This is a genomic window from Streptomyces sp. LUP30, from assembly GCF_001746365.1.
In the GTDB taxonomy this organism is placed as follows: Bacteria; Actinomycetota; Actinomycetes; order Streptomycetales; family Streptomycetaceae; genus Streptomyces.
In genome coordinates, this window is sequence record NZ_MJAJ01000023.1 from 119,010 (window position 1) to 136,480 (window position 17,471).

General features: G+C 72.7%; 11 protein-coding genes and 1 pseudogene. 6 read left to right on the forward strand and 6 right to left on the reverse strand.

All coding sequences use genetic code 11. From position 1 onward, the window contains the following. Positions 1 to 235: 235 nt before the first annotated feature. From BG482_RS20595 to BG482_RS20605, 3 genes are all read left to right on the forward strand, one after another. Positions 236 to 2,284, forward strand: coding sequence for a M4 family metallopeptidase (locus tag BG482_RS20595; RefSeq protein ID WP_370745838.1), 2,049 nt, complete (start codon positions 236 to 238; stop codon positions 2,282 to 2,284). Positions 2,285 to 2,600: 316 nt separating this feature from the next. After that, positions 2,601 to 4,265, forward strand: a complete 1,665-nt coding sequence (locus BG482_RS20600) for a M4 family metallopeptidase (RefSeq protein WP_069770533.1) — start codon at positions 2,601 to 2,603, stop codon at positions 4,263 to 4,265. A 73-nt stretch (positions 4,266 to 4,338) separates the two neighbouring features. Then, entirely contained in the window at positions 4,339 to 4,857 is a 519-nt protein-coding gene (locus BG482_RS20605) for a DUF1990 family protein (RefSeq protein WP_069770534.1), read from the forward strand. Between the two features lie 37 nt (positions 4,858 to 4,894). On the opposite strand, the gene BG482_RS20610 is transcribed toward BG482_RS20605, so the two are convergent. The 5 genes from BG482_RS20610 to BG482_RS20630 form a co-directional block, all read right to left on the reverse strand. Beyond that, positions 4,895 to 6,109: a hypothetical protein gene (locus tag BG482_RS20610; RefSeq protein ID WP_176741427.1), complete on the reverse strand. Its 1,215-nt coding sequence runs from the start codon at positions 6,107 to 6,109 to the stop codon at positions 4,895 to 4,897. Between the two features lie 87 nt (positions 6,110 to 6,196). Continuing rightward, the gene (locus BG482_RS20615) at positions 6,197 to 7,465 is read right to left on the reverse strand and encodes a VWA-like domain-containing protein (RefSeq protein WP_069770535.1); all 1,269 of its coding nucleotides are present in this window, start codon (positions 7,463 to 7,465) and stop codon (positions 6,197 to 6,199) included. Further along, on the reverse strand, positions 7,462 to 8,748 hold the full coding sequence (locus BG482_RS20620; RefSeq protein WP_069770536.1) for a MoxR family ATPase: 1,287 nt from the start codon (positions 8,746 to 8,748) through the stop codon (positions 7,462 to 7,464). Before BG482_RS20620 ends, BG482_RS20615 begins: the two co-directional genes overlap by 4 nt. Before the next feature lie 109 nt (positions 8,749 to 8,857). After that, positions 8,858 to 10,315 carry a hypothetical protein gene (locus tag BG482_RS20625; RefSeq protein WP_069770537.1) on the reverse strand — a complete coding sequence of 486 codons (1,458 nt, stop codon included), beginning with the start codon at positions 10,313 to 10,315 and terminating at the stop codon, positions 8,858 to 8,860. Positions 10,316 to 10,521: 206 nt separating this feature from the next. After that, positions 10,522 to 13,146: a glycosyltransferase family 1 protein gene (locus BG482_RS20630; protein ID WP_069770538.1), complete on the reverse strand. Its 2,625-nt coding sequence runs from the start codon at positions 13,144 to 13,146 to the stop codon at positions 10,522 to 10,524. A gap of 392 nt (positions 13,147 to 13,538) precedes the next feature. Here BG482_RS20630 and BG482_RS45820 point away from each other — a divergent pair, with 392 nt between their 5' ends. Beyond that, positions 13,539 to 14,510, forward strand: a complete 972-nt coding sequence (locus BG482_RS45820) for a S8 family serine peptidase (protein WP_176741428.1) — start codon at positions 13,539 to 13,541, stop codon at positions 14,508 to 14,510. Positions 14,511 to 14,793: 283 nt separating this feature from the next. Here BG482_RS45820 and BG482_RS44045 read toward each other — a convergent pair whose 3' ends face one another. Further along, on the reverse strand, positions 14,794 to 15,021 hold the full coding sequence (locus tag BG482_RS44045; protein ID WP_069770539.1) for a hypothetical protein: 228 nt from the start codon (positions 15,019 to 15,021) through the stop codon (positions 14,794 to 14,796). Between BG482_RS44045 and BG482_RS45310 the strand changes: the two are divergent. Together BG482_RS45310 and BG482_RS20655 are read left to right on the forward strand one after the other, a co-directional pair. Continuing rightward, positions 14,954 to 17,193, forward strand: a pseudogene (locus BG482_RS45310) (maltotransferase domain-containing protein); the annotation flags it as partial. The gene BG482_RS44045 and the pseudogene BG482_RS45310 overlap by 68 nt on opposite strands. Continuing rightward, positions 17,193 to 17,471 (forward strand): alpha-amylase family glycosyl hydrolase (locus tag BG482_RS20655; RefSeq protein ID WP_256096417.1); only part of this gene is annotated, 279 nt, incomplete at its 3' end. The pseudogene BG482_RS45310 and the gene BG482_RS20655, both read left to right, overlap by 1 nt.

The following is a 17,471-nucleotide window of genomic DNA, read 5'->3' on the forward strand; positions in this document are numbered from 1 at the left end:
ATCGAACATGAATTACCGGACAACGAACCATTTCCGGCCAACTTCGTGACGCGCTCCTGACAGACAGCGCAATCCACTGCCACTCTTCCCACTGCCAGTTCACAGCAACCCCACAGCAACACCTCGCTCCAGGTTCCGCCTTGGTTCTGCGTACCGCCTTTGTCGTGCCCGTACGGCCCACCCGCCGTCGGGTCTCCCCCTGGCCGCGTGATCCGCGGCCGCGCAGAAGGAGTCCGTGTTGAGCACCAGCCCCTCTCGCAGACGCACCCCCCACACCACCCGTCGTGCCGCGGCCGTCGCCCTCGTCGGCGTCTCCGCGCTCATCGCCGCCGCCGTGCAGTCGGGGGCCGCGACGGCCGCCCCGGCGCAGTCGCCGCGCGCGGCCGGACAGGCCAACCCGGGCGCCGAGTCGCTGCGCCTCACCCCCGCCCAGCGCGCCGCGCTGATCCGCGCCGCGGACGCCGGCAAGGCCGCGACCGCCAAGGAGCTGGGCCTGGGCGCCAAGGAGGCGCTCGTCGTCCGTGACGTCATCAAGGACGTCGACGGCACCGTGCACACCCGCTACGAGCGCACCTACGCCGGCCTGCCGGTCCTCGGCGGCGACCTCGTCGTCGAGAAGGCGAAGTCCGGCGCCACCGAGGGCGTCACGAAGGCCACGCGGGCCGCCATCAAGGTCGCCTCGCTCAGCCCGGCCGTCAGCGCGCAGAAGGCGCAGAAGCAGGCGCTGGGCCTCGCCGCGGCCGCGGGCGCCGCGAAGGCGGCCACCGACCGGGCGCCGCGCAAGGTGATCTGGGCGGCGAACGGCACGCCGGTCCTGGCGTACGAGACGGTCGTGGGCGGCCTCCAGGAGGACGGCACCCCGAACGAGCTGCACGTCATCACCGACGCGACCACCGGCCAGAAGCTCTACGAGTACCAGGGCATCGAGACCGGCACCGGCAACACGATGTACAGCGGCACGGTGACACTCGGCACGACGCAGTCCGGGTCGACGTACAACCTGACCGACGCGGCGCGCGGCAGCCACAAGACGTACAACCTCAACCACGGCTCCTCCGGCACCGGCACGCTCTTCTCCGGTCCGGACGACGTCTGGGGCAACGGCGCCGCCTCCAACGCCGAGACGGCGGCCGCCGACGCGCACTACGGCGCGGCCCTCACCTGGGACTACTACAAGAACGTGCACGGCCGCAGCGGCATCAAGGGCAACGGCGTCGGCGCGTACTCGCGGGTGCACTACGGCAACAACTACGTCAACGCGTTCTGGGACGACGGCTGCTTCTGCATGACGTACGGCGACGGCTCGGGCAACACGCACCCGCTGACGGCGATCGACGTGGCCGGCCACGAGATGACGCACGGCGTCACCTCCAACACCGCGGGCCTCAACTACAGCGGGGAGTCCGGCGGTCTCAACGAGGCCACCTCGGACATCTTCGGCACCGCAGTGGAGTTCTACGCGGCGAACCCCTCCGACGTCGGTGACTACCTCATCGGCGAGGAGATCGACATCAACGGCGACGGCACGCCGCTGCGGTACATGGACAAGCCGAGCAAGGACGGCGCGTCGAAGGACAGTTGGTACTCCGGGATCGGGTCGGTGGACGTCCACTACTCGTCGGGTCCGGCGAACCACTTCTTCTACCTGCTGAGCGAGGGCAGCGGCGCCAAGGTCATCAACGGCGTCAGCTACAACTCCCCGACGGCGGACGGCCTTCCGGTCACCGGCATAGGCCGCGACAAGGCGGAGAAGATCTGGTTCCGCGCGCTCACCACGAAGTTCACCTCGACCACCAACTACGCGGCGGCCCGCACCGGCACGCTGGCGGCGGCCGGTGAGCTGTACGGCACGACGTCCACCGAGTACAAGGCGGTCCAGGACGCGTGGGCCGGCGTCGCGGTCGGCGCCCGCTCCGGCGGTGGCGGCGGTGGCGGCACCTCCTTCGAGAACACCGCCGACGTATCGATTCCGGACAACGGGGCGGCGGTCACCTCGTCGATCACCGTCTCCGGCCGGACCGGCAACGCGCCGTCGAACCTCGCGGTGGCGGTCGACATCGTGCACACCTACATCGGCGACCTCCAGGTGCAGCTGGTGGCCCCCGACGGAACGGCGTACACGCTGAAGGCCTATGGCACCGGCGGGAGCGCGGACAACATCAACACCACGTACACCGTGAACGCTTCCTCCGAAGTGGCCAACGGTGTGTGGAAGTTGAGGGTCCAGGACAACGCGGCCCAGGACACCGGCTACATCAACAGCTGGAAGCTCACCTTCCCGTAGGCGGCGGGCCCCGCACGGGCCGCGCACAGCCGTCCGCAAGGCGACGCACAGGACGCCGTCCCGGGGGTTCGACTCCCCCGGGACGGCGTCCCCTTTTTACGGGCCGCATACCCGCGTCCTGTTGGCCTTTGACCGAGGTCGACGCCGTTTACATTCCGGCAACGTTCACCAGACAGTCGAGTTTCGGCCAACATCACTTCGGGGTCCTGACATGTACGCGCCTTGATGTCACTCTTCCTTCACCCGCCGCACAACTTCACACCCGTCTCGGGCGGCGCCCCACGCCGCCTGGACCCCCCACATCCAAGGAGCTTGTGTGACCTCCCTCTACGCGCGTCACAAGCGCACCACTCTGGCCATCGCCACCGCCGTCGCGGCCGGAGCCCTGGTCACCACCGGTCTGACCGCCGGTACCGCTGCCGCCCAGACCCCGGCGGAGACCGGCGGCAAGTCGGTCCAGTCGGCCGCACCGGTCCAGCTGTCGGCCGCCGCCCGCACGACGCTGATCAAGCAGCAGCAGGTCGACGCGCCCGAGACCGCCCAGGCGATAGGCCTCGGCGCGAAGGAGAAGCTCGTCGTCAAGGACGTCGTCAAGGACGCCGACGGCACCGTCCACACCCGCTACGAGCGCACCTACGCGGGCCTGCCGGTTCTCGGCGGCGACCTCGTGGTGCACGAGTCCGCCACCGGCGCGGCCAAGGGCGTCACCAAGGCCAACACGGCCACCATCAAGGTGGCCACGCTGACCCCGAAGGTCGCCACGGCCAAGGCCGAGAAGCAGGCGCTGACCGCCGCCAAGGCCGTCGGCTCCGAGTCCACCTCGGCGGACCAGGCCCCCCGCAAGGTGATCTGGGCCGGCCACGGCACTCCCGTCCTCGCCTACGAGACGGTCGTCGGCGGTCTGCAGGACGACGGCACCCCGAGCGAGCTGCACGTCATCACCGACGCGGCCACCGGCAAGAAGCTCTACGAGTACCAGGGCATCGAGACCGGCACCGGCAAGAGCCTCTACTCGGGCACCGTCACCCTCGGCACGACCAAGTCGGGCTCGACGTACAACCTGACGGACGGCACGCGCGGCGGACACAAGACGTACAACAAGTCGCACGGCACCTCCTCCTCGGCGGGCACCCTGTTCACCGACGCGGACGACGTCTGGGGCACCGGCGCGGCCTCCAGCTCCGCCACGGACCAGACGGCCGCCGTGGACGCCGCCTACGGCGCGCAGGTCACCTGGGACTTCTACAAGTCCACGTTCGGCCGCAGCGGCATCAAGAACAACGGCGTCGCCGCCTACTCCCGCGTCCACTACGGCAACGCGTACGTCAACGCGTTCTGGGACGACAGCTGCTTCTGCATGACGTACGGCGACGGCGACGGCAACAACCACCCGCTGACCTCGCTGGACGTGGCCGGCCACGAGATGAGCCACGGCGTCACCTCGAACACGGCGGGTCTGAACTACTCCGGCGAGTCCGGCGGCCTCAACGAGGCCACCTCGGACATCTTCGGCACCGGCGTCGAGTTCTTCGCCAACAACGCCTCCGACAAGGGCGACTACCTCATCGGCGAGAAGATCGACATCAACGGCGACGGCAGCCCGCTGCGCTACATGGACAAGCCCAGCAAGGACGGCGGCTCCGCCGACTCCTGGTCCTCCGGCGTCGGCAACCTCGACGTGCACTACTCCTCCGGCGTCGCGAACCACTTCTTCTACCTCCTGAGCGAGGGCAGCGGTTCGAAGACGATCAACGGCGTGTCCTACAACTCGCCGACGTCCAACGGCTCCACGGTCACCGGCATCGGCCGCGACAAGGCGCTGCAGATCTGGTACAAGGCGCTCACCACGTACTTCACGTCGACGACGAACTACAAGTCGGCGCGGACGGGGACGCTGAGCGCGGCCTCCGCCCTGTACGGCTCCACCAGCGCCGAGTACAAGGCGGTCGCGGCCGCCTGGGCGGCCGTCAACGTCAGCTGACGCTGCGGCACTGAATCACAGGGCGGCACCCGGGAGGAAGGCATCCCCGGGTGCCGCCCTACTCTTGGCTCCCATGTCTTCGAAGGACTTCACGTACGACGAGGTCGGCGCGACCCGCGACCGCCCGGGCTTCTGCCCTCCGGGGTTCCACCCCCTCCACGTCCGCACCCGCCTCGGCGAGGGCCACGAGGTCTTCCGCCGCGCCGCGGAAGCCGTCATGACGTGGGAGATGCACCGCGCCCTGGGCGTGGGCGTCGACGCCTCCGCCGACCGCGCGGCCCCGGACGTGGACGTCACCCTCGTCCTGGCCGGCATCGTCAAGGCCCCCTGCCGGGTCGTCTGGACCGTGGACGAACACCGGCGCGCCGGCTGGGCCTACGGCACCCTCCCCGGCCACCCCGAGACCGGTGAGGAGTCGTTCGTCGTCGACCGCACCGGAGACGGCACGGTCTGGCTGACGGTCTCCGCCTTCAGCCGCGCCGCGAAGTGGTACGCGCGGGCCGGCGGCCCGGCCACGAGGGGCCTGCAACAGGCGTACGCGCGCCGCTGCGGCGTGGTGCTGCGGGGGTTGTGCGCGGACGAGGAGTCGTAGCCGGGCGGGGCGCGGTCCCCGCCCGCCACGCGGGCGTTCAGGTGCGGGACACCACGCCGCAGCCCTTCTCGCTGGTGTCGGCCAGGTCCCTGCTGCGGTCGTACGGGTCCGCGGTCGGCCCGGTCGGAGCGGCGCCCGAGGGCTCGTCGGTCGCCCCGGCCGCCGGGAACGAGGGATGCAGAAAGCCGTCGTAGACGTCGCAGGCGGAGTTGCCGATGTCCCGGTCGTACCGCACGACGGTGATCCGGCCCGGCGTGAAGGCGTACGTGCTCGGCTTGTCCGGATCGGAGAACTCCAGGTCGAGCGCGCGCCGGACGATGGTGCGGGCGACCTCGCCCGAAGCGCTCCCGTCGACGCGCGTCACCGGGTAGACGAAGGTGTAATCGGCGTGCACGACGACGGAGGAGTGCTCACCGGCCTTGAACGTCATCCGTCCCCGCGTCTTGACCACCTGACCGACCAGGCGCAGTTCGCGGGGGTCGAAGCGGCTGAACATCGACAGCGGGTCGTGCTTCTCGTCCGGTTTGCTCAGGGCCGTGTTCAGCAGGCTCACCAGATCCTTCTGCTGGGGCTCGATCGCCGAGAGCACCGCCCCGGGACGTTCGCCGCGCAGGGTCGCCGGATCGAGATTGGCGTCGACCAGCAGCTTCCTGCTCTGCTGCAGCGCCTTCGCCACCTGGGCCTTGGACAGCGTCCCGACCGGAGCCGCCTGGGGCACGACGATGCCGGCGGCGCCGTCGGCCCACCGCAGCGCGGGGGATCCCGCGAACGGCCGGTTCAGCGTGGGCTTTTGGGGATCGACCGCCCCGGGTGCACCGGTCGGGGCCGCGGTCTCCGCCGGCAGCGGCGAGACGGCGGCCTCCGGGTCCCCGGCGCCGAAGGGATCGCCGGGCAGCAACGAGGGCCGCATGGCGACGACGGCCAGGACCGCCGCGACGGGCAGCCCGACGACCGCCCACAGCCGCCGCTTGCGCGTCGCCCTCCTCTGCGTCTCCTGCGGGGACGGCCCGTTGCGCCAGCCCACCGGCGACTCGCCGCGCGCCTCCTGCTGCCGCAGTCGCTCCGTCACCATGCGGGCCCGCGCGGACGGCTCCTTCGGAGCGGAGGCGGGTATCCCGCGCGCGCTGTCCTCGAGGAACCGCGCCCATTCCTCGTCGGATATGGAACTGCCGGCCTCCGGAGACGAGCCAGCGGCGCCGTCGTCCCCCTCTTCCGAACCGGATCTGTGCTCTTCGGACGGTCTGTCGGACACGCGCCGTCGGCCTCCCTCTGCGTCGGTCACCGGGCGCCACAGCCTATGACAGCCCATGTCGGGCGCGGCGAGAGGTCTGACGGCCGGTCAGCCGATCTCCACCACCCGTGCCCAGGCCGGCGGGAACCGCGGTACGTGATCGGGGTCGCCCTCGTCGTAGGACCGCGGGCTTCGGGGGAACAGGCCCACCACGGTGCGGCACGGCGGGCGGGCGCCGGGCCACGGGGTCTGACCGTCGGTCAGGGCGACGACGACGTCGGGGCGGGGGCGGGCACGCAGGGCTCTGGTGAAGCCCGCGCGCAGGTCCGTGCCCCCGCCGCCCAGCAGGGGGATCCCCTCGCCCCGGCACAGGGGGTGGACGAGATGCGCCGCCGCGTCGCAGGTAACCACGGTGACCATGTCGCGCCGGCCGCCCACGGCCCGGGAGATCGCGGCCACCTCCAGCAAGGCGCTGCCCAGTTCGGCGTCGCTGACCGACCCCGAGGTGTCGACGACCACGCTCACCCGGGGCGGCCGGCGGCGCAGGCTGGGCAGCACCACGCCGGGGACGCCCGCCGAGCGGCGCGACGGACGGCCGTAGGAGTAGTCCTCGCCCGCGCCGGGCCCGGACACCGCCGAGCGGATCGCCGCGCCCAGCAACTCCCGCCACGGCTGCGGTGGATGGAACGCCTCCTCGGCCCAGCGCTTCCACCCGGCGGGCGCTCTCCCGCGGCGGCCGGAGATGCCCTGCGCCACGCGGAAGCGGACCGCGTCCCGTTCCTGTTCGCTGAGCCCATGGGCGCCGTCCGGGCCCAGATCCCACTCCCGTTCCCGTCCGTCGGCGCCGCTGCCGCAGTCCAGCCAGGCGAGGTTCTGGGTGTGCGGGCCGAGCCGGAACCCGCGCAGATAGTCCTCCATCAGCTCACCCTCCGGCAGGCCCAGTGCTCCCGGCGTGACGAGGTCCTCGGGCTGCGCCAGTCCGTCCCCGTACGCGTCGTCGTTGATCTCGCAGTCCGCGGCGATGTTCATCCGCAGCCGCTCGCCGGGACCGGTCAGTCCGCGTTCCCTGGCGACCCGGTCGCTGCGCCCGTGGTGGTCGCGCAGCAGATGCGACACCTCGTGCACCCACACCCCGGCCAGGTCCTCCACCGGTGTGCGGTCCACGAACGCCGGTGAGACGTAACACCGCCAGTGCCGGTCCACGGCCATCGTCGGCACGTGCCGCGACTCCACCGGATGCAGGGCGAACAGGGCCGTCGCGAGGTAGGGCCGGGCCCGGGCGGCCTGCAGCCGGGCCGCGAAGAGCTTGCCGGCGTCCAGGGGCCCGGGCCCGCCCAGGTGCGGGAGGGCCGGCGCGCCGGGCTCATCGGGGCTCATCGGGCCGCCTTCGCGGCGGTCCCGGTGCGGGCCGCCGCACGGCCGGCCGCATGGTCGGCCCGGCGGGACAGGGTCACCACTCCGGCGAGCTTCTCGATCGTCGCCGGCACGTCCCAGTCGTCCCGGCGCAGCGAGGCGAGCGTCGACGCGGGGACGACCACCAGGTCCGGCGCGCCGGTCTCCAGCGCCCGCACGAGGAGTGCCCAGGCCGCGTCCCAGCGGGCCCTCTCCGGGCGGGCACGGACCGCCGCCACCACACCGTCGAGCACGGCCTGGCGCAGGTCGCCCCGGTCGGGCAGCTCGGCTGCGGCCGGGTCCGCGAGCAGCGTCTCGGGGTCCGGAAGGTCCATCCGGTCCAGGCTCGCCAGCAGTTCCAGCCCGGGTCCGTCGCCGACCGTGCCCCTGACGAGCAGCGACAGCACGTCGCGGCCGGAGCCTGCCGCCGTCGCGAAAGCGATCAGGGTCAGGGTCATCTCCCAGGTGCGGGGCGACGGCCACGCCCCGCCCCGGCGCACCTCGCTGCCGGGCAGCCGGTGCACGAGCTCGGGCCGGACGGTGAGCAGCCCGCACACCGCGCGCCGGGCGAAGTCCACGGCGTGCGCCAGCCTCGCCGGGTCGAGCCGGGGCAGGGTCGCCCGGGGCCAGGTCCCGCCCAGGCCGCGCACGACGACCTCGTGGTCGTGGGTCCACTGCAGATGCACGAACCGGTTGGCCAGCGGCGGGCTCAGCTCCCAGCCGTCGGCCGCCGAGGACCGCGGGTTGGCGGCGGCCACGATCCGCACGCCGGGCGGCAGCGTCAGCGCTCCGATCCGCCGCTCCAGCACCAGGCGCAGCAGCGCGGCCTGCACGGCGGGCGGCGCGGTGGACAGTTCGTCGAGGAACAGCAGTCCCCGGCCGGCCCGCACCAGCCGCACCGCCCAGTCCGGCGGCGCCATCGGAACGCCCTGCTCCGCGGGATCGTCCCCGACGACGGGCAGGCCCGAGAAGTCGGACGGCTCGTGCACGCTGGCGATGACGGTGGTCAGCGGAAGGTCGAGGGAGGCGGCGAGCTGGGTCAGCGCCGCGGTCTTGCCGATCCCCGGCTCACCCCACAGCAGCACGGGAAGGTCGGCGGCCACGGCCAGGGTCAGGGCCTCCAACTGGCTGTCGGGGCGCGGTTCGGTGGTGGCGTCCCGCAGCAGGGACAGCAGCTCGCCCGCCACGTCGAGCCGGGAGGCCGGGGCCGCAACGCGGGAGGACGGGACGGAGGAGGTGAGGGGCGCGGAAGGGGTGTGCGTGGGCATGTGTCATCACCTTTGAGATGGAGTGTGAAGTGCGAGGCGGGCAGGGCGGAGGGTGCGGAGACCAGGGAGGGCCCGGGAGGGCGGGGGGGGCGGGGCGGTCGCGTCGCGGTCAGCGCGCGTGGCGCGGGTGCGCGCGCGTGTGTACGGGGCGGCCCCGGTCCGGACCGGGGCCGGGGCCGATCAGGCCCGCCCGGAACAGGCCGTACGTGACCCGTCGGCGCGCCGCCGCTTCCAGTTCGTCCCGCAGCGCGCCGTCGCGCAGCACCGCGTCCGGGCCCAGCAGCCCCTCGACGACGGCCAGCGCCCCGGCGACATCACCGTGGACCAGGCGTTCGCGTACGCCGACGAGGCAGTCGGGACGCCGGTGCGCGCGGTCGATCGCCTGGAGGCAGGGCAGCGGGGTGCCGGTCAGCGCGGCCAGCAGTTCCTCGCGCCGGATCTCGGCCGGGTCGTGGTCCAGCGCGGCCAGCACTCCGTCCACCAGCCCGATCCGGTGCGTGGCTCCCCGGCATTCCACGAACCGGGCCCTTCCCACCGCCCGGTCGGGGGTGTGGTCCAGGGCGGCGGGGCCGGCGGCGCGCGGGACGTGCTCCGGCCCTGGCCCTTCCGGCAGGAGCGCCGAGGCGACCAGCGGATGCAACCGCTCCGCCCCGATCGCGCCGGAGCGCAGCAGCGTCAGGTCGGGCGGCGCCCAGGTCGCCGCGTCCGGCAGCACCGGCAGCGACGAGCCACGGCTCTTCGTGCGGCGCAGGACGGGCGTCGTCCCCTCGCCGGATCCGGACCCGGACCCGGCGCCGGATCCGGCGGCCGTTCCGGTCTCCGTCGTGGCCCCCTCCTCGGGCACGTCCACGATCAGCCGTCGTCCGGCCCCGAACCGTACGAGGACGGAACCGGAGGCCCGCCCCTCGGACCGCAGCAGGATCCTCGCCTCGGCCTCCCAGCGGTCCACCGCGCAGCCGAGCCCCCGCAGCGCATCGACGTCGGGCGGATCCTCGGCACGACCGGCGGGCGCGCGGTCCGCGCCGCTTCTGACCCGCAGCTCACCCGCCCTGCGCGCGTCCCACAGATGACGGTGCAGGTCGAGACGGAACCGTCGGTCGGGGCGCGGGTGGGGATGCCGGCGGTCGCTCGTCGCCGGGTCGGACGCGTCCAGCAGCGCCAGGCTGACGCGTTGTCCGGCGTCGGCCCAGGCCGGCGGGGTGCGCAGGACGAGCTGCACCGGACGTACGCCGTCGCGCCCCGCGAAGTCGTAGCGGGCGAGGGCTACGGTCAGGCCCGGCCGCAGCAGCCCGTCGGGGGCGATCCTCGGCAGATGCCAGCGCAGCAGGTCGGGAGCCAGATGGCGGAGATCGGAGCGGATCCGGGCCGTGAGCTCGTGGCCGTGGCTGCGGGCCCAGACCCGCAGACCGAAGTCGACGTCGATCCCTGCCGCGGCGCACGCGCCCGCCCAGTCCCCGGCACGGCGGCGGGCGGTCGCGGTCTCGATCATGGAGGCCGGCACGGCGAACTCGCGCACGCGCAGCCAGAAGGAAAGGCGGGAGTCCTCGTTCACGGGGTGAGTGGGCATCAGCACTCACCTGGCGCGGACGGGTCCCCCGATCTGTGTCCAGAAGGAGTGGTCATCGTCGGGAGGATAGCCCTCTGCCCGCCGGTGCGCCCACCGAATTAGGCGCGGCCGCCCCCGCCCCGTGCCCGCCCGCCACCTACGGGCGGGCACGGTCCTGTCGGTGCGCCTCGCGGCCGGGGGCCGGCGCGCGCCATCCGGGACGTTCGTCAGCGCAGCAGCACGCCCGCCCCCTCGACCGCCTCCTCCGACGGCACCTCCACCAGTCCCAGCTCCGCGCCGGACGCCAGCAGCCGGTGGGCCGGCAGGATGCGGACGGTGTAGCCGAACGGGCCCGTGCGGTCCAGGGCGAGCGGACCCTCGTAGACCCATCGGCCCTCCAGGTCCGGGCCGCCCGTCGGCTTCAGCGGGACCGTCGAGGCGTCCGTGATGCGGTCCTCCTCGTCGACCCGGCCCGAGACGGCCTGCACCTCGACGTCGTCGGGGGTGAGGTCGCCGAGGCCCACCCGGACCCTGAGCGCGAGGGTGGTGCCGAGTTCGGCGGTGGTGGTGGCCACCGACGTCTCGACGTGGTCCACCCGGACCGCGTGCCAGGACGAGCGCACCTGCTGCTTCCAGCGGGCGAGTTCACGCGCCGTGTCGGGAGCCATCGTCCGGTGGGCGTGGGCGGCCGGCGTGTAGAGCCGCTCGACGTACTCGCGGACCATGCGCCCCGCCAGCACCTTCGGGCCGAGCAGACCGAGCGTGCGGCGGACCATCTCGATCCAGCGGTCGGGCAGGCCCGCCTGGCCGCGCTCGTAGAAGCGCGGGGCGATGCGCTGTTCGAGGAGGTCGTAGAGGGCGGCCGCCTCGATGTCGTCACGGTGGTCGGGGTCGGTCCCGACGCCGTCCGCGGTGGGGATCGCCCAGCCGAAGTCGGGCTGGAACCACTCGTCCCACCAGCCGTCCAGAACGGACAGGTTGAGGCAGCCGTTGAGCGCCGCCTTCATGCCGGACGTACCGCAGGCCTCCAGCGGGCGGAGCGGGTTGTTCAGCCAGATGTCGCAGCCGGGGTACAGCTTCTGCGCCATCGCCATGCCGTAGTCGGGCAGGAAGACGATGCGGTGCCGCACGCTCGGGTCGTCGGTGAACCGGACCAGTTCCTGGACCAGACGTTTGCCGCCGTCGTCCGCCGGATGCGCCTTGCCCGCGACGACGATCTGGATCGGCCGCTCCGCGTGCAGCAGCAGGTCCTTCAGACGGTCGCGGTCGCGCAGCATCAGCGTCAGACGCTTGTACGAGGGGACCCTGCGCGCGAAGCCGATGGTGAGGACGTCCGGGTCGAGAACGCCGTCGATCCAGCCCAACTCGGCCGTGCCCGCGCCCCGTTGCCGCCAGGAAGCCCGCAGGCGCTCACGCACCTCCACCACCAGTTGCTCGCGCAGATCGCGGCGCAGCTCCCAGATGTCCTGGTCGGGGATGTCGGCGACGGCGTCCCAGCGCTCCGAACCACCGACGCTGAGGGCGTCCTCGGCGCGCTCGGCGCCGATCTGGCGGGCGCCGAGACGCAGCACCTCGGGTGCCACCCAGGTGGGGGCGTGCACGCCGTTGGTGACCGACGTGATCGGCACCTCGTCGGGGTCGAACCCGGGCCACAGGCCGGAGAACATCTCCCGGCTGACGTGACCGTGCAGCAGCGACACCCCGTTCGCGCGCTGGGCCAGCCGCAGGCCCATGACGGCCATGTTGAAGAGGTTCGCCTCGCCGCCGGGGTAGGTCTCCATGCCGAGCCGCAGGATGCGGTCGACGTCCATGCGGGGCAGTTCCGCGTCGGGACCGAAGTGGCGGGCGACGAGCGCGCGGTCGAAGCGGTCGATGCCCGCGGGGACGGGGGTGTGGGTGGTGAAGACCGTCCCGGCCCGGACGGCCTCCAGCGCGGAGTCGAAGTCGAGCCCCTCGTCGGCGAGCTCGGCGATCCGCTCGAGTCCGAGGAAGCCGGCGTGGCCCTCGTTGGTGTGGAAGACCTCGGGCCGGGCGTGGCCGGTCAGCCGGCAGTACGTCCGTACGGCCCGGACACCCCCTATGCCGAGCAGCATCTCCTGCAGCAGCCGGTGCTCGCTGCCGCCGCCGTAGAGCCGGTCGGTCACCCCGCGCTCGCCGAAGTCGTTCTCCTCGACGTCGGAGTCGAGCATGAGGAGCGGGACCCGGCCGACCTGGGCCAGCCAGACGCGGGCGTGGAGCCGTTTGCCGCCCGGCAGCGCGAGGGAGATGCGTGCGGGGGCGCCGTCGTCCTCCCTCAGGAGGGTCACCGGCAGCTCGTTGGGGTCGAGGACGGGGTAGTGCTCCTGCTGCCAGCCGTCCCGGGAGAGCGACTGGCGGAAGTAGCCGTGCCGGTAGAGCAGTCCCACGCCGATCAGCGGGACGCCCAGGTCGCTGGCCGCCTTCAGATGGTCGCCGGCGAGGATGCCGAGGCCGCCGGAGTACTGCGGCAGCGCGGCGGTGACGCCGAACTCGGGAGAGAAGTAGGCGATGGCGGCGGGCAGCCCGGCGGTGGCGGGCTGCGTCTGGTACCAGCGGTCGCCGGTCCGGTAGTCGTGCAGGTCGTCGGCGGCGGCGGCGAGCCGGCGCAGGAAGCGGCGGTCCTCGGCGAGCTCGGCGAGCCGTGCCGGGCGCACGCTGCCGAGGAGTCTCACCGGGTCGCCGTCGGAGAGCGCCCAGCGCTCGGGATCGACGGACTGGAAGAGGTCACGGGTCTCCGCGTGCCACGACCAGCGCAGGTTGCGGGACAGGTCGCTGAGCGGTCGGAGAGGTTCGGGGAGGAGGGGTCGGACGGTGAATCGACGGATCGCCTTCACATTCCACCTCGGCGTGGCGCGTTCGCTGGAGGACACACGACGGTGTGGGTCCACGTCTACGGAAACGGTACCGGCGCGGGTGTCGACCTCGCTGGGGGCTGGCCGCCGGGGGACCCCTGCTTTTCGGCCCGGCCGGCCGCGTTCCGCAGACGCCGGAAGGGCCGACGCGTCCTGACCCCGCCGCCGTCGGGGCGTGCCGCAACGGGCCGAAACCCCTGTTTCTCCCCCTGAGGCCACCTTGTGGCGCTTCGCGCACCGCGAGAGGCTGCCCCCCTGGCGTGCCCGGGCCCGGCCGGGGCGCGCCGGGTCGAGGAGGGGAACTGGGACCATGGCACGGACGCGCACACGGCGTCTGCGCAGGGCGGGGGGCCTGACCGCGGTCATGACGACCGGTGCTGTCGGCCGTCACCCCGCCCGCGCACGCCGCACTGGAGGGGGAGACACCCGGCGCCGGGCTGCCCGGCTCCGTCGGCGGCAGCCACGTCGTGACGCTGAACGAGGACACCCCGGCCTCGTCAGCGACCGGACGGCGTCGCGTCGGCGCGTACGGGGCGAGAATCAGCCACATCTGCGGCCCGGTCCTGCACGGGTTCGCCGTGGATGCGGACGCCGGGCGGGCCCGCCGGCTCGCGGCCGATCCGCATGTGGCGTCGGCCGTCCAGGACACCCGGGTGACGCCGGACGCCGTCGGCGGGAATCCGCCGCTCTGGAGCCTCGGCCGCGTGGACCGGCCGAGCCGTCCGCCGGACGCCGACCACCGCGCGCCGGGGTCCGCGGGCGCCGGCGTCACGGTGTGCGTGATCGACATCGGCGTCCGGATCGCACACGCCGACTTCGGCGGCCGGGTGCGCCACGGCTGGGACTTCGTGGGCGGCGACCGGGTCGCCGCCGACGGCAACGGGCACGGCACGCACGTCGCCGGCATCGTGGCGGGCACGGTGTCGGGCGTCGCCAGGAAAGCGCAGGTGGCCGCCGTGCGCGTGCTCGACGACACCGGTGTGGGCACGACCGCACAGGTGATCGCGGGCATCGACCGGGCCACCCGGCACGCGCGCGGGCCCGCGGTCGCCGATCTCAGCTTCGGCGGCGGCTACCACGCGGCGCTGGACGCGGCGGTGCGCACCTCCATCCGGCCCGGTGTCACCTACACCGTCGCCGCGGGCGACCCCGGCCGGCCGGCCGCTCTGCACTCCCCCGCCGACGTGCGCGAGGCGGTCACGGTCGGCGCCACCGGCCGCGGGCACGCCCGGGCCGCGCCCGCACACGTGGCGAAAGCGCTGGTCGCGGGGGCCTCGAACGGCAAGGTGTCCGGCCGCGGGCCCGGTTCGCCGGACAAGCTCCTGCGAGTCCCACCGTTCATGTGACGGGCGTCCGGAAGCGGCTCTCCGTTCGTCTCGAACGAAGCATGTCTTGTGTAAAGACATAGGCGTGAGCAGTTAACAAAGCGCCGGATTGCACACCCGAATAGGGTGGAAGGCTCCCCGGTACTCCCCGTACACCCCGTACACCCCTAGCAGGACCCACCTCCCCACATTCATCCGCCTACCCCCCGTTGATGCGGACAGGAGCGGTCATGCCAGCCAGGCACCACCCGTCATCACCCCCGACGCCCCGTACCGAGAACGGCAGGAACGCCGAGAACGGACCTCAGGGAAAGAACAGCGAGAACGGCAAGCGCGGCAAGGACGCCAAGCGCGCCAAGAGCGGCAAGGCCGGCAAGCGCGCCAAGAGCGCCGCCACGAGCCCACCCGCGGAGAAGGCGGAGAAGATCGAGAAGGCCGGGAAAGTCGAGAAGGCCGGGAAGGCCTTGAAGGCCGGGAAGGCGGCGGGCGTCGAGAGGACGGCGGGCGGACACGCCACCGCCGTCGGGCGCATACCCGTCCTCGACGTCCGTCCCCTGGTCCAGCAGGGGCGTCGGCCGGCCAAGGCGGTCGTCGGCGAGACGTTCGAGATCTCGGCCACCGTGTTCCGCGAAGGCCATGACGCCGTCGCGGCCAACGTCGTCCTGCGGGATCCCGACGGCGTGCCCGGACCGTGGACGCCGATGCGCGAGCTCGCCCCCGGCACGGACCGCTGGGGCGCGGACGTCACACCGGACGCGACGGGCCGCTGGACCTACACCGTGGAGGCGTGGGGCGATCCGGTCACCACCTGGCGGCATCACGCCCGCATCAAGATCCCCGCGGGCATGGACACGGAGGCGGTCCTCGAGGAGGGCGCGCGCCTGTACGAGCGGGCGGCCGACGGAATGCCCGAGGGGCCGGACCGCACCGCGGTGCTGACGGCGGTCGACGCCCTGCGCGACGAGAGCCGTCCGGCCGTCTCCCGGCTGGCGGCGGCGCTGACGCCGGAGGCCGACGCCGCCCTGGAGCGGCATCCCCTGCGCGAGCTGGTCACGGCCTCCGAGCCGCTGCCGCTGCTGGTCGAGCGGGAGCGTGCCCTGTACGGGTCCTGGTACGAGTTCTTCCCGCGGTCCGAGGGGACCCCCGAGCGCCCGCACGGGACGTTCCGCACCGCCGCGCGGCGGCTGCCGGCCATCGCGAAGATGGGCTTCGACGTCGTCTACCTCCCCCCGATCCACCCGATCGGCACGACGTTCCGCAAGGGCCGCAACAACACCCTCGACCCCGGGTCGAGCGGGAGCGTGCCCTGTACGGGTCCTGGTACGAGTTCTTCCCGCGGTCCGAGGGGACCCCCGAGCGCCCGCACGGGACGTTCCGCACCGCCGCGCGGCGGCTGCCGGCCATCGCGAAGATGGGCTTCGACGTCGTCTACCTCCCCCCGATCCACCCGATCGGCACGACGTTCCGCAAGGGCCGCAACAACACCCTCGACCCCGGGCCGGACGACGTGGGCGTGCCGTGGGCGATCGGCTCCCCTGAGGGCGGCCACGACGCCGTCCACCCGGACCTGGGCACGCTGGAGGACTTCGCCTGGTTCGTGGAGCGGGCGCGTGAACTGGGGCTGGAGATCGCCCTCGACTTCGCGCTGCAGTGCTCCCCCGACCACCCCTGGGTGCAGAAACACCCGGAGTGGTTCCACCACCGCCCGGACGGGACGATCGCGTACGCGGAGAACCCGCCGAAGAAGTACCAGGACATCTACCCGATCGCCTTCGACGCCGACATGGACGGCCTGGTCGCCGAGACCGTGCGGGTGCTGCGGCACTGGATGTCGTACGGGGTGCGGATCTTCCGGGTGGACAACCCGCACACCAAGCCGGTCGTGTTCTGGGAGCGGGTCATCGGTGAGGTCAACGGGGCCGACCCGGACGTGATCTTCCTGGCCGAGGCGTTCACCCGGCCGGCGATGATGCACACCCTCGGCCAGATCGGCTTCCAGCAGTCCTACACCTACTTCACCTGGCGCAACACCAAGCAGGAACTGACGGAGTACCTCACCGAACTCTCGGGGGAGGCCGCCTCGTACATGCGGCCCAACTTCTTCGCCAACACCCCGGACATCCTGCACGCCTATCTGCAGCACGGCGGCCGGCCCGCCTTCGAGATCCGGGCCGTCCTGGCAGCGACCCTCTCCCCCACCTGGGGCCTCTACAGCGGCTACGAGCTGTGCGAGAACGCCCCCCTGCGGGAGGGCAGCGAGGAGTACCTGGACTCCGAGAAGTACCAGCTCAAACCCCGTGACTGGGAAGCGGCCGAGCGCGACGGCCGCAGCCTGGCCCCGCTGATCACCCGGCTCAACGAGATCCGGCGGGCCAACCCGGCCCTGCACCGGCTGCGCGACCTGCACTTCCACGACACCGACCAGGAAGCGGTGATCGCCTACTCGAAGAGGAGCGGTTCGAACACGGTTCTGGTGGTCGTCAACCTCGACCCCCACCACACCCAGGAGGCGACGGTGTCGTTGGACATGCCGCAACTCGGCCTGGACTGGCACGAGTCGGCGCCGGTGCGCGACGAGCTCACCGGCGAGACCTACCACTGGGGCAGGGCCAACTACGTGCGCCTCGAACCGGGCACCCGGCCCGCGCACGTACTCACCGTCCTGCGACCGTCCAACCCGCAGATCGGAGGGTCACCCACATCATGATCGTCAACGAGCCCGTTCCGGACAAGTTCGAGGACACCCCCGCCAAGGACCGCGACCCCGAGTGGTTCAAGCGCGCCGTCTTCTACGAGGTCCTCGTCCGCTCCTTCCAGGACAGCAACGGCGACGGCGTCGGCGACCTCAAGGGCATCACCGCCAAACTCGACTACCTGCAATGGCTCGGAGTCGACTGCCTCTGGCTGCCGCCCTTCTTCAAATCGCCCCTGCGCGACGGCGGATACGACGTGTCCGACTACACCGCCGTCCTCCCCGAATTC